Origin of the sequence: Aeribacillus sp. FSL W8-0870 (assembly GCF_037963755.1) — a bacterium.
Classification (GTDB): domain Bacteria; phylum Bacillota; class Bacilli; order Bacillales; family Aeribacillaceae; genus Aeribacillus; species Aeribacillus composti.
In genome coordinates, this window is record NZ_CP150165.1 from 2,163,162 (window position 1) to 2,176,755 (window position 13,594).

Annotated in this window: 13 protein-coding genes; 2 read left to right on the forward strand and 11 right to left on the reverse strand. The window is 37.1% G+C overall.

Annotated elements, in window-relative coordinates; genetic code table 11:
* Positions 1 to 9: 9 nt before the first annotated feature.
* Complete coding sequence (locus NSU02_RS10440) at positions 10 to 2,334, reverse strand: DEAD/DEAH box helicase family protein (protein WP_339192847.1); 2,325 nt, start codon at positions 2,332 to 2,334, stop codon at positions 10 to 12.
* 348 nt (positions 2,335 to 2,682) lie between these two features.
* Between NSU02_RS10440 and NSU02_RS10445 the strand changes: the two genes are divergently transcribed.
* Both NSU02_RS10445 and NSU02_RS10450 read left to right on the forward strand, forming a co-directional pair.
* Positions 2,683 to 3,843, forward strand: coding sequence for a DUF4062 domain-containing protein (locus tag NSU02_RS10445; RefSeq protein WP_339192848.1), 1,161 nt, complete (start codon positions 2,683 to 2,685; stop codon positions 3,841 to 3,843).
* On the forward strand, positions 3,830 to 3,988 hold the full coding sequence (locus NSU02_RS10450; protein WP_165381934.1) for a hypothetical protein: 159 nt from the start codon (positions 3,830 to 3,832) through the stop codon (positions 3,986 to 3,988). The genes NSU02_RS10445 and NSU02_RS10450 overlap by 14 nt, the downstream gene beginning before the upstream one ends.
* 834 nt (positions 3,989 to 4,822) lie before the next feature.
* Here the strand turns inward: NSU02_RS10450 and NSU02_RS10455 are convergent.
* From NSU02_RS10455 to NSU02_RS10500, 10 genes are all read right to left on the reverse strand, one after another.
* Positions 4,823 to 6,025, reverse strand: a complete 1,203-nt coding sequence (locus NSU02_RS10455) for a transposase (RefSeq protein ID WP_339192838.1) — start codon at positions 6,023 to 6,025, stop codon at positions 4,823 to 4,825.
* A 1,032-nt stretch (positions 6,026 to 7,057) separates the two neighbouring features.
* Entirely contained in the window at positions 7,058 to 7,858 is an 801-nt protein-coding gene (fetB, locus tag NSU02_RS10460) for an iron export ABC transporter permease subunit FetB (protein ID WP_063387658.1), read from the reverse strand.
* Positions 7,855 to 8,484 carry an ABC transporter ATP-binding protein gene (locus NSU02_RS10465; RefSeq protein ID WP_339195762.1) on the reverse strand — a complete coding sequence of 210 codons (630 nt, stop codon included), beginning with the start codon at positions 8,482 to 8,484 and terminating at the stop codon, positions 7,855 to 7,857. Before NSU02_RS10465 ends, fetB begins: the two co-directional genes overlap by 4 nt.
* A gap of 968 nt (positions 8,485 to 9,452) precedes the next feature.
* A complete protein-coding gene (moaC, locus tag NSU02_RS10470) occupies positions 9,453 to 9,938 on the reverse strand; it encodes a cyclic pyranopterin monophosphate synthase MoaC (RefSeq protein ID WP_063387660.1) in 486 nt (161 codons plus the stop codon).
* A gap of 4 nt (positions 9,939 to 9,942) precedes the next feature.
* Positions 9,943 to 10,176 carry a molybdopterin converting factor subunit 1 gene (moaD, locus tag NSU02_RS10475; protein ID WP_063387661.1) on the reverse strand — a complete coding sequence of 78 codons (234 nt, stop codon included), beginning with the start codon at positions 10,174 to 10,176 and terminating at the stop codon, positions 9,943 to 9,945.
* Positions 10,173 to 10,628: a molybdenum cofactor biosynthesis protein MoaE gene (locus NSU02_RS10480; protein WP_130156967.1), complete on the reverse strand. Its 456-nt coding sequence runs from the start codon at positions 10,626 to 10,628 to the stop codon at positions 10,173 to 10,175. The genes moaD and NSU02_RS10480 overlap by 4 nt, the downstream gene beginning before the upstream one ends.
* 32 nt (positions 10,629 to 10,660) lie before the next feature.
* Positions 10,661 to 11,164, reverse strand: a complete 504-nt coding sequence (mobB, locus tag NSU02_RS10485) for a molybdopterin-guanine dinucleotide biosynthesis protein B (RefSeq protein WP_201108594.1) — start codon at positions 11,162 to 11,164, stop codon at positions 10,661 to 10,663.
* The gene (gene glp, locus NSU02_RS10490) at positions 11,161 to 12,426 is read right to left on the reverse strand and encodes a gephyrin-like molybdotransferase Glp (protein ID WP_339192849.1); all 1,266 of its coding nucleotides are present in this window, start codon (positions 12,424 to 12,426) and stop codon (positions 11,161 to 11,163) included. Before glp ends, mobB begins: the two co-directional genes overlap by 4 nt.
* Before the next feature lie 45 nt (positions 12,427 to 12,471).
* On the reverse strand, positions 12,472 to 13,080 hold the full coding sequence (locus tag NSU02_RS10495) for a molybdenum cofactor guanylyltransferase (protein ID WP_063387703.1): 609 nt from the start codon (positions 13,078 to 13,080) through the stop codon (positions 12,472 to 12,474).
* 5 nt (positions 13,081 to 13,085) lie between these two features.
* Positions 13,086 to 13,586 carry a MogA/MoaB family molybdenum cofactor biosynthesis protein gene (locus NSU02_RS10500; protein ID WP_094245859.1) on the reverse strand — a complete coding sequence of 167 codons (501 nt, stop codon included), beginning with the start codon at positions 13,584 to 13,586 and terminating at the stop codon, positions 13,086 to 13,088.
* Between the last annotated feature and the right edge of the window lie 8 nt (positions 13,587 to 13,594).

Here is a 13,594-nt window from a genome sequence, read left to right on the forward strand (position 1 = left end):
GATAATGAATTAAAACAACTTCATCTGTTCCTCATACAAACTGTTTTTTTCATCTAACACATAGCCCATGGCGCGGTATCCCGCCAATCTTTTTTCAAACATCTTTTGCATCATCGGGATGTTTTTATCCACGTAGTCATATACACGTACTTCTTGTTTATTTGCATGAATTCGATGCAAGCGTCCGACATATTGTTGCAGGGTGCCTTTCCATGAAATCGGCATGGCTAAAAATAGAGTATCTAACCTCGCATCGTCAAATCCTTCACCGATATATTTTCCTGTTGCAATCACTAATCTTTCCATGTCATCAGGAATGGAAGAAAGTCGATGCAATTGTTCCATCCGTTCTTTTTTCGTCATATTCCCGGAGAGTACAATAATATTTTTAGCAAATCCTTTAAATAATTGCTTTAAAATTTCAACATGTTCAATTCGTTCTGTTAAGATTAGCGGACAACGACCTTCTTCAAGCGCAGATAACACATCATCAAATAATTGCTGATTTCTCTGTTCATTGAGTGCTGTTTCTTTATAAAGTTGCTGAATATCGTTGTGTGAGGACGTAAAGTTCGTATACCTCGGAATTAAACGATGAATAAATGGCCTTACTTTTGCTTGGGTTTTCCCGTCAATTTTATAACGAATAGGACCACATTGCATGTGAATAATAGGGTGTAAACCATCTTTACGAATCGGTGTAGCCGTTAGCCCATACACATACTTGGCGCGAACTTGTTTTAACACTTTCTCAAAGCTAAAGGCAGAAATATGATGGCATTCATCGACAATGATTTGGCCATATCGGGTAATAAATGACTTCAACTGACCTTTGTAATTTAAGCTTTGAATGGTTGCTATATCAATTTTTCCTGTTATTTTGTTTTTTCCGCCGCCAATTTGTCCGATTTCTTTTGATGAAATATTAAGAAACGTTGATAATTGCTCCAACCACTGTTGCATCAACTGTGTCCGATGAACGATGACTAGCGTATTAACTTTTCGTTCCGCAATAAGAGCGGACGCTATAACTGTTTTACCAAAACCAGTGGCTGCTGAAAAAACACCTGTATTGTGTTTCAATAATTGCGATATGGCATCGTGTTGCTGAGAAGTTAACTCACCTTGAAATTCCACTTCAATTGTCTGGCCATCGAATTGATCATCAATGATTTCAGTTTGAATGGATAATGACGATAAAAGGTTAATAACCTCCTCCAAACAGCCGCGCGGTAAGACTAAATATCCTTCCTCATCCCAAGAGCAATTAATCACTCGTGGTATTCCGTATGTAGACATGCGATTTTTCTGAGCTTTATAAAATTCAGGATTCGCTAATGTTGCTAGTTTCGTCAACTTAGTTAAAAGAGAAGAGGGGACTCTATCATTTGGAATGTATAAACCATTCTTTAATTCAATAGTAATTTTCTCTGGATAAACTTCGTTTACAGTAATAGATTTATTTTCGTAAAGCTGTACCACATCTTGTACTTCTTTTTTTGTCATCGTTTGAACAGAAGATAGATACAGCCATTGGTCTGGATAAGGAGTAAAGGATTCATCGACAAATACACTATTGCCGTTTATCCTTGGCTTTCGCTGAAGCGGCAATGCGATTAAATTTCCGAATCCGCCTTTTGGAAGCGTATCTTGATTCGGGAATAATCGATCATAGGAGTCTAAACCTATTTCATATCGTTTTTCCATTGTTTTAGTGAGCAATGTCATTCCCATTTTGCGAGCTAATGAAGCAGGAATCTCTTCGGAGAAGAAAATCCATACGTGTGCACCATTCCCAGATCTTGATCGTTCAATGCTATACGGTACGGAAAACTCTTTACATACACAAACAAACGCCAACACATCTTCTTGCCAATTCTTTTTGTCAAAATCAATCGCCAAAAAGAAACACGTTTCATCTTTTTGCATCGGATAAATTCCAACCGTATGCTTTCCGCTTAAATGATCGTACAGTACTTGATCATTTAGCGGTAGCAATGTTCGATGCGGACACTCACTGCATTTGATCTCCGGTTTTCGACAAAGAGGTGGTTGCCACTCATAGGCACAGGCAGGTGTATATCCCGCACGGCCGTTTTTTGACTCCCAGCGAACCGCATATACATCAGTCCGTCCTCGAAAAAGCCGCTTGAATAATCGTATCTTTTCTTCAGGGGACGATTGGTTGTTGACTATAGAACTAGCCGTAGTTACAGAATTACTTTTTTCTTTCTTTTGCATCATCGTTGAAAGGATGTGTTTTAAATATTCGTTTTCTTTTCTTAAACGTTTGCATTCTGCAAGTGCTTGTTGCAACTGAATCCGGATATCCATGACTTTACCTCTAAAACATTTATTTAACTGTAATGATATTGTAAAGTATTGAGTTAGATGTGTAAATTAAGCAACTCTTCATGCTAGTATTTAATTAAACTACTTAATTCATTTAAACCACTGTAAGGAAGAAAGACTTATCATTGGAAGCGAAGGAATTTAGCAGTTTTTGTCGAATTTAATCTCTAATGAACGTTTTTAAATTAAATTTAAGCTAAATGCAGAAAGGAATCTTTGTTAAGAACATCAACCATCCTGCGAATAAAAGAAAAAAGGTTAAGACAACAATGTTCTATTAATCAAATAGATTCACGGGAGGTTGTTTAAAAAGTAAGGTGGTTTTGTAATATGGATAGAACTACTATTTTTATAAGTTCTGTTGCACAAGATGCTCTTTCCTCTATACGAAACGCTGTATTTGAGGAATTAAAAAATATGGGGCATGAACCTATTCGTTTTGAAGATAGTATGCGATATATTCACCAAGATGCCATCCGAACTTGTTTGGAATACGTATCAAGAAGTGATATCTTTCTACTATTTATCGCGGATAAAGCAGGAACATTCTTAGAGGATGAAGGGAAAACTGTTACTCACCTTGAATTTTTACGTGCATATCACGAAAATAAACGTCTTATCGTGTATGTTCACGATATAGTTCTTGATACCTATTTTCAGACGATCAGACCTCAAATAAAACAATCATTAGTACAGTATTTAAGCGAATACGGTAAAGAACCGGATTCAATGTTGAAATTTATAAGCGAAAACATTAAAGAGCAGCCTCATGTTGCCGAAAATTACGTATGGTACTTTCTTTATGATGCAGAACAAAAAGGCATATATTTCGAAAAATGTTCATTAGGTGTTGAAATTTTTTCAAACATAAAAAGCTATCTTTCAGCTCTTTTCAAAGAAAGCCTTCAATACTTAAATATTCGTTCAGAAATCGAGAAGAGCTTAGAACATGTAGAATTATACGGGGATTTTTATGAACTATCACTTGAATTCATAAGTTTATTGCAGAATGGACAAATTACAAATTGGAGAAGGCTATTGGCACTTTTACGATCTAAGATGGTCGGCTGCAATATTTACTCTACAAATACAAAGTACCAACAAGAAGCTATAGGAGCATTAATGGACTGTAAAGCCGTAACTCTTTACGAAAAAAGAGATAACCAGATGATTTGCAAAGAATTTGATGGATTAACAACTCCTGAGAACTTTTCATTAGATGATACCTCTTCTTATGTTGTGCAAACATATAATGATCATAATCATGATGAAAAGCTATACTATTCACTGGAAAAAAGAATATGTTATTTCTTGTTTAAGGTAAAGACTTACGTATTTTGCTTTCATCTGCCGCTGCTAGGAGAGTGGGATTATTATAAACTGAAGGCTTACCAAGAGAATATATTTAATGCTATACTTGAATCAAAAGGATATTCTTATTGTTACTTTATCAAAATGCTGTTAGGAGGTCTCTCAAATGAACAATTATAAAGAAAATGTAATATTAATCGCCTCCGCACCACATGGATATGGAAAAAAAGTTGTAACGAATCGTCTTAGTCAAATGAAACGTGATCACGCAAACTTACAAAATAAACTTTCCCAAATAAAAAGTTCATTTCGTCATTCAAAATAAACGCTCATGATGTAAAAAATGCTCTACTGATAGAAGGAGTAAAATCCATTTCTTCGAATGTTTCAAGTTTGCACGTTCTACAATTTCAATATTTTCAAGATAGCAGTAGAAGCCCATCTATCACCAAAGTATTCAAGAAGAAGGTCAGAAGAACTTTATGAAAAGAATGTCCAAACGGATGCAGAAAGGAATCTTTGTTAAGAACCTCAAATATCCTGCGAATCCCTGCGAATAAAATAAAAAAAGGGTAAGACAACAATATTCCATTAATCAAATAGATTCTAACTTCATAAATTCATGACACAAATGAACCCGCCCTAAAGAAATTCTCGAATTTGAAGGAGTAACCATTTAGGATACACACCATGAAAGCTTTGCAACAGCAGTAAAAAGTAAGAATTTTCTTAGACATGAAAAAAGTACGTGTAAGCATTGCGCTTATATGAAGAACTGTATCAAAAAGAACCAGGAAATTTAAATTATCGTTATAAATAAATTAGCTGTAAGTACTCCTCATGATTACGATGATTTAGAATAATAATTCATCTAATCGGATTTTCTTACAGGAAAACGCGGTGTTATAATTTGCGGGTTGAATATTAATGCATGAAATCTAAGAAAATCAAGACGATCGGTTTGTTAAATTAACTGCTTTTTAACGATGTTCACTTTCTTAACCAGATAATTAAATGAGCATTTTGCAAAATTAGATTTTTTGGATAAAAGTATAAAAAATAAAGCACTCGGCAAATAGCTACCAGCATGTTATTTTACAAAATATTACAATAATCTTGTTTTCGGGCATACCTACAGAATTTTTCACATTGAATTTTTTTAAGCGGCTTTCTTCCCTTTATTTTCCTTTGCCATCGCTAGCGCTGAAACAAGTAATACAATAGCGTTCAGGTAAATATGGGTCTTTACTTTTTCAATTCCCCATACATGTAGGGAGTTCGCCGTAAGGTAGCTTTTCATTCTTGAATTACAGCGTTCTACACTTGTCCTCTCGTTGTAAAGCTCTTTCCAACGTTTTGTATCACGGTGCGGATTGGAATATCGGCGCACATCCTTTTTGATGTCGACTTTTACCACCATTCCATAGTTGGAAGATGAACAGGCTGCCATTCCTAATGGGCAATCCACTTTGCCGGTTGCGTGAGGACATCTGAACTTGAGCTGGTCCTTATCAGCTCCCCAATAAGTCATTTCATAACCCATGGAACAACGCGGAGTTCCATTGGAAGAAATCCCTTCAGGAGGCTCTTTTTCGTTGCGCAAATTGAGCGGGATAATGGCTTGCGCTCCAATGTTTTTGGCTGATTCATAGTTTTTTAGTTGGTCATATCCGCCATCCATGATCAGAAATTCAATTTTGGATTTGGTACGCTCTGCCACTTGCTCTATTAATTCTGGTGCGACTTCTCCATCGTTCACATGGGCAGGGGTTACTTTTATGGCTATTGGCAGTTCGCTTGCGGTATCGACTGAAAGATGCATCTTATAGCCAAACCAGGTAATTTTATTGCCGAAGGAATCATATTTTGCGCCCCAATTGGCATTACCCGTTTGTTCACTACGCTTTTTGGGCTGTTTCTTTTCATAGGCATCAATGGCGGCACTGTCGATGGCCTGGTGGCTGCCGTCAATTATTCCTTCCTCCTGAGCTAACTGTACCAAGTCAAGGAAGATCTTTTCAGCCAGCTTTTTTTTGGTAAGTGCCGCAAAAACCCGGCTGAGAGTGGAGATAGACGGTGCGGGGCGATCAATCGATAAACCGCATTGATAACGGAAACGAAGGTCTTTATCCAATCGATGATGAAGGGCGGTAAAGGTGTCGATGCCTTCGAGTGGGGCAGCGATGAGAGCCCTTAGAATCCCTTCTCTGGAATGACCGTCAGCCCCTCGGGGTGAAGAACTTCTCAACTGTTTAGCATAAGGGCGTAAATCAAGCGAGCTAAAAAAGATAGGTAATTTCTCTTTTGACTCTAATTTTTGCAGTTCTTCAAAGGAAAATAGGCTTTCTTGTAGAATATACAAAGTGACTTCCTCCCTTTTGAATTTTTGTGGTTTCGTCACTTCAAAAATTCTACATTTTAGGGGTGAAGTCCTTTTTTATGTCTTTGAAATCCTTATGGCTCTTGGGTCAAAAAATATGCAAAATGCTCAAATAAATATTGTGAATACATCAACAATAATAACTTAAATTAATTTTTTTCTAGTTCAGAATTGGAGAATCATTTATAAGCCTGTGGATTTGAAGTAAACTTAACTAAAAAAGAAAATCATATTCGTTTATATATGAGCAGCGGAAAAACCATTAAGGAATTTTACGACTGGATTTATCATGACAAAGGATTGTACTTAAAACGCAAATTTGAAGTGTTCCCGGATCAAAATTTGGATACAGAAACATTGCAAAAAGCAAAATTAAAGACAAAACATGCTGTTGCAGAAAGTAAAAAGCTTTTATCGATGAATATCGAAAAAAAATTATTGCATTCATCGAGCATGTGGAACTGCTTGAATTACATTAGGAACGTATTATACATGGTTGTTAAAACATGACAAATCATTTAACGAAGAATTTTATAAAATTAACGAAAGGGCAGTTAAGTAGTCAATAGCTGCTTTATATTTTTCAAATTTTAGTTTACATAATATATATTATAGGAAGTTATAAATGGATCTTGTTTCAATAAAGAGATTACTTGTTGTGATGAGACAAAATAAAAAAATGAAACAAATTGTATTTTAATTGCATTTAATGAATTTCTTTTTAAATTGTAAATTTACATTGCAATTTAATTAATTGATCTTTAAAAATTGATCTTAAAAAATCGTTATGATTTGCTGCGTGTTTAAATTCATTCCATGATTAATATTTTGATTATGATTTATTTATTTTTATTAACGCTTCATTTTTGTTTGTTCTATATCCCGAAGTCCGTTCATTCATCTCCTTCTAAGTTTACATAATATATTTATGTTTTAAAAAAACTTCACTCATACCCTCATCCTCATGATTTGAGCGACAAAATCAATGAATTATTGCCGCTCTTTGCCGTTCTTTTACTTCTCTTTTCCATTTTGTGGTATAAATTGGAAGCGATCATTAAAAAATGTTTTGTAGCCGAATTGCAGTGATAAAAAAGATGAAATCCCTACACTTCCGGCAATGCCGATCAAAATCACAATTTGATATTCGATTGCAACTAAAGGGCTTGTACCTGCGAGGATTTGACCTGTCATCATTCCCGGCAAAAACACTATCCCCATACCGACCATGTTATTGATAGTCGGCAAAATAGCTGAATCAAATGCAGAGTTTACGATTGGTTTTGTTGCTGCATCGGGTTTAGCACCTAACATGAGCGCCCCTTCAATCAGATTCTTTTGGGTAGCAAAATTTTCGATCATTTCTTTCATGCCTAGCGTTATACCGATCATTGAATTTCCAATAAACATTCCGGCAATCGGGATAAAGTATTGAGGTTCATACCAAGGCTTAAAATGAATGACGATTAGATTAAAATACAACAGGCTGACGAGAGAGCCGATAACCATTGACAGCACAATGACCAGCTTCAATTTTTTCGATAAAGGCTTATGAAGCTGTTTAAATATATTATAAACGGCAAACGATTCCATGAAACAAAGCACCAATAAGACAATCCAAGGTGAAGGATTTTTAAAAATATACATCAATATGTATCCGACTAGCACAAGTTGAATCGTCATCCTGGCAGTTGAAAGGACAATTAATTTTTCACGTTTAATTTCTCGTTTTTTTACAAGCAATATTAAAATAAGAACAAATAAATATGCTGCCGAGAGCCTCCAAAATTCGATGTTGATAACTTCTTGCTTCATTGATTATCACCTGTTGGTTTATTTATCGTAATAACTTTATCTGCATATGTTTTTGGTATTGTATCTGAGTGTGTTACCATAATAACCGTTTTTTCTTTTTCCTTTGAATAACGAATGAATGCATCCATGATTTTCTCTTCAGTTCCTTTATCTAGCGCAGAGGTTGGCTCGTCTAATAAAAAAACTTCTGGATCCATTAGAAAAATTCTGGCTAGTGCAAGTCTTTGTTTTTCTCCGCCGGACAATTGTTCCACGTCATCCTCTAATTTTTTTTGCAAGCACACAAATTTTAGTGCTTCTTTCAACTTTTCATCGTCAAGAGGCTCTTTTTCAGATAAAATTCTGCCGAAATTCAAATTCTCTCGAATATTTCCTTCAAACATTACTGGCTGCTGTGAAAGCATCACAACTTCCCGTCTTAAAGAGATTGGATTCCATTCAAACAATGACCGGCCTTTATAAACAATTTCTCCTTGATCTGGCGACAGCATGTGATTGAGCATTTTTAAAAGTGTTGTCTTTCCTCCCCCGCTTTGGCCAATGATGCACGTTACTTGTTTTTCTTCAATTTTCAACTCGTCAATGTATAGAATATCTTTGTATCGTAAATTTTTGATGTGAAACATGTAAAACAGCCCTTTCTTCATAAAAAGCGAAATCCCCTGTTTTGATTATGAATAAAGTTGCAAATGATTCAAACCATTATACTTATTAAACACTTCCCTCTTTATAAAAAGCTTGGCACTCTTATTTATTTTATTTCGTGCAGCAAACCACTGAAAATTTTTTATTTCATTTAATGTCGGAACAAAGGAATGGAAAAAAGATAAAAAATTTGAATTTTATACCTCTTGTTTTAAATAAAAAAAGCTTTTTGAATGAAATTTTAACGTATTTGGAGCATTTTGTAAAATTTTTTACGAAGCGGAAAATCAATGTTATTGAAAGGAAAACGCCTTTTAATCATGAGGGCTTAATGAAGATCGACATTTTGCGTCTTGAAGCAGTTTTCTTCCCTGCTTTGGAGAAATGATCAGAGGAGCTTAAAAAAAATTTGTCCTTAACCTTTCGGTTTATCCATCTGCCTCAGCAATCCAACAATTTTGGGGCACTAGACACTTCATAAGCCCCTGGCCTTTTTTGCAAAACGGGATGCAAAAGCATTCAACTCGATATGATAAAATTTTTTCCTTAAAACAATAGAATAACTTGTGAAATAGAGCTGATTGAATCGTTCAGAAAGAATGACATAAATCAAAACAGACGGCAACGAGGCGGTTATAGGACGGTACGAGAACACCCCGACAAGCTCGTTGTCCACAACGCTTAAGCAGCCCTTCATCGATAATGAAGAAGCTCTTATATGCCGAATGAAAAATATGTACAGGGCTCCTTAGAAATTTTTCCAGTTCCAAGAGCCCGGATTGCGAAACATTTGATATGATCATGCTTTTTTCAAAAGTGTCTCTTTCCTTGTAGTTTTCAGCTTGGCGTCCTTTTATTTAAAGACAGAGTAAGTTGATTGGTTTCATGGTAACTAGTTTCTTTCTGCAGCTAAAAATTCTTTTCTATAATGATCAATTACCTATAAAAGTTATAGTTCACGGCGGAAGTCACCGCTTTTGCCGCCTGTTTTCTCCATTAAATATGTTTGGCCGATGACCATTCCTTTATCGATTGCTTTGCACATATCATACACGGTTAAGGCGCAGACGCTCGCAGCAGTTAATGCTTCCATTTCAACCCCTGTGCTTCCTTTTGTTTTCACAAATGAATGGATCATTAATTCATATTTGTTTTCGTCGCATTTCCATTCAAATTGAATATCCACCGCTTTTAAAGCAATCGGATGGCACATTGGAATGATGTCAGCCGTGCGTTTGGCGGCCATAATTCCAGCTACTTGCGCTACTGACAGAACATCTCCTTTTTTGACCTGTGAGCTTGTGATTTTCTCATACACTTCTTTTGAAACAAGAATACTTGAGATGGCATGTGCAGTACGGACTGTTTCCTGTTTCTCTGAAATATCTACCATTTTTGCCCTTCCTTGCTCATTTAAGTGAGTCAGCTTCTTCATGTTTTTAACCTCCACTCATCGGCGGAATAAGGGCGACAACATCCCCATCCCGAATGATGTCATCTTCTGCAGCAAATTCTTCATTGATGGCAAAAAGGACGGAGGATAGGGCGGGCAGTGAATATTCTTTTTCCAACCGTTCGCGGAGTTGTTTAACAGTTATTTCTTGATATGGCAATGTCATCTCCTTTTTATTCAGCTGCTCTTTTAGTTGGGCGAAAAATAAAATTCGGATCATGACTTCATCTCCTTTGGAATGCCTTTTTCATAAGAAATCGTTTCTTGCTGATTGCCGATCCACAATGAGCCATCCTCCCAATGCTCTTTCTTCCATATCGGTACCATTTCTTTAATCCGCTCGATTGCATAACGGTTTGCTTCATAAGCATCAGCGCGGTGAGGAGTAGATACGGCGATGACGACCGCGGCATCCGTAATTTCTAATCGTCCGATACGATGGACAATGGCAACCTTAGCATTCGGAAACTGCTGTTTAATTTCAGCTCCGATTTGTTCCAGTTTTTTTTGAGCCATCGATTCATATGCTTCATATTCTAAATACAATGTTTTTTTTCCTTTTGTCAATTCCCTTACAGTTCCGATAAATGTAACGATAGCTCCGGCATTTCGATCCACAACAGCTTCGATGACACGTGAAACATCTATCGGTTCTTTCACAATTTGAAACATAATTATCCCTCCAAATATAATATAAAATGGCATTATTGTCTCATTTCCAACAGCTTCTCCTTTACATAGTTCACGATCCAGCTGATATACAAATCTTCATCTTTAATAAAAAATGAATGTTTTTCTTTCAAAGGGATCGAGCTAATCGATGCGATCACATTTGATAAATCAAGCAGATGAAGATCTTTCTCATCACGGATACAGACAATTTTCGGGTATGGAGCTTTTTTCAATCCTTCGATAATCAATACATCAATTGAAAAATGCCGGTAAAGTTCCATAATGTTCGAAAAATGTTCATTCGCTTTTATTTCAGCTTGCAACAGCAAAGTTTCTTCCCCTAGAACCGCTGAAACAACAGCACCAGCTTCCCAATGCCGATACGTATCTTTTTTTGGAATATCCGGTTTTCCACCATGACCGTGATGTTTAAAAGTACCGACTTTTATCCCATGATTGGTCAGCTCTTTGATGCATTTTTCAATTAGCGTAGTTTTTCCGCTGTTTTGATGCCCTACCACTTGTAAAATCATCATAGCCAACTGGAGGCTCCTTCTTCATCTTCGATTAACAGCACGTTAACTTCACTGCCTGCTTGAAATCCTCTGCTTCCGCCAGGCAAAACAATTAAACTATTAGTATGAATTAAGGATGAAACAATATTTGATTTGTCCCTTCCAATCGGATCAGCTACTAGCTTTCCATCATGATAGGACAGTTTTGCTCTCACAAAGCGCGTGAACGGATTCGGCTTTAAAAAATCTTTCGTTAAAATCGCCCGGGCTCGTTTTAAATAACAATTTTTTTGTCCGAGCATCGCCCTTATATACGGACGGACAAACAGCTCAAAACCGACATAACAAGCGGAAGGGTTGCCTGAGAGGCCGAACAAAATTTTGTTGCCGACAACAGCTGCAGAGGTAACACTCCCTGGACGCATGCCAATTTTATTGAATAAAACTTGGGCTTGAAGATGCTCGTACACCTTTGGGATATAATCAAAATCGCCCACTGACACTCCGCCTGTTGTGATGATAATGTCGGCCATTTGCATTGCTTTTGTAACAGCTTGAAATACATTTTGAAATGTGTCTTTCACAATTCCGTATAAAATCGGTTCACCGTGAGCTCTGAAAATTTGTGCCTGCAGCATATAAGTATTGCTATTGTGAATTTTTCCTTTTTCCAGCGGTTTATACACTTCAAGCAATTCGCTCCCGGTTGCTATGACGACAACCTTTGGGCTCTTCATAACCGGAACGTAATGATACCCGAACGTTGCCAGAACAGCGGATATTCCCGGAGTGATCACGGTTCCTTTTTCGATAAGCAAACTGCCCTTTTTCATATCTTCTCCGATGCGGGAGATGTTTTCTCCTGCCTCAACTTTTCTTTTTATTTGCACGTATGTTTTTCCGTCTTTTCTGAATTCCTGTGTTAATTCCTTCATGATGACGGCATTTGCACCTTCTGGAATGGCAGCGCCAGTCATAATTTTAACGGCTTGAAAAGGTTTTAAAGATCCTTTCCAAACAGAATCTGCTCCTTGAGTCCCGACGACTTCCAAAACTGCTGGATTGGAAGCTGAAGCGGCCTCGGTCGATGCTGCCCAAACAGCATAGCCGTCATAAGGGGATCGATCAAATCCAGGTACATCCGTTGTAGCAGTTATATCTTGACCAAGCACACGATGAAAGCTGTTTTCGATTGATACATACTCTATTTCACCTTCATAGCTTTTTTCCAACACCCGGTCGATTGCTTCCTCTACTTGAATTGGCTTTCGCAACGATCCCATTCCTTTCCACCCTTCTTGCCCCCACCCGATACTACCAAGGAACATTTATTTTGTTTTGGAAAAGGAGGCTTGAGGAAAAAGGTTATTATGAACAATATACTGGTCATATTCATCCTTTGTATTAATATTGATGAAAGCATCATCATCATTGATCTCAACATATCTAGTATGAATACTTGGAAGAAAATGCTTCATGCTTAACTTATTTTGTTCAAGGTGCCATCGTATTTTTTCCTTCACTCGATGATGGTACATGGCGATCAATGGCTGAATATTTCCGTGAACACTAGGAACAATCGCTTCACAACCGTCATTTCTGTATAATTGTAATTTTTTCAACAAATGCGCATTGATAAAAGGAGTATCACAAGGTAAAACGATATACCATTCGGATTTGAATTGGGACATAACGGAATAAATGCCGGCAAGAGGTCCTTTTCCTTGATACAATTCGAGATCTTGAATATATGTCAGCTGGTTCCTTTGCAGCCATTTCGTATCTATTTCAGGATGTATGACAACAACCACGTCTTTTGTGATACATTGCAGCGCTTCGATACTATATAAAATAAATTCCTTTCCATTTCTTTTCGCAAATGCTTTCGGTTGCCCAAACCGTTTCGACTGTCCTCCTGCCAGCACAATCCCGATCATCTTGTTCACTGACGATTCATCTCCCAAACAAGATGGCGAAGTTCCGGCAAAATCAGCTTTTCCATGGCAAGACGAACCGCATTTGTCGATCCCGGCATGCAAAAAATGACTTTTTGTCCAATTGAACCGGCAAGCGCTCGACTAAGCATGGATGCGCTTCCAATTTCTTTATAGCTTAAATAACGAAACAATTCCCCAAAACCAACCATTTCTTTGTCAAGCAATTCTTTTACCGCTTCAACCGTCACATCCCGTTTTGTAAAACCAGTCCCGCCGTTCAATAAAAAAACATCAATTTCGTCAGAAGCCTCTTTCACAGCAGATTGAATGGCTTCCCGTTCATCTTTCACAATCTCGTAATCTATTATTTCCATTTGTTCTCTCGTTAATAATTCGATGATTAATGCACCGCTTTTATCCGTATCCTTCGTTCTCGTATCAGAAACGGTGATCACTTTGCAGCGAACAGGGTCATTTGCCTTGCTGCGATGTTCAGATACACTCATCAATCACA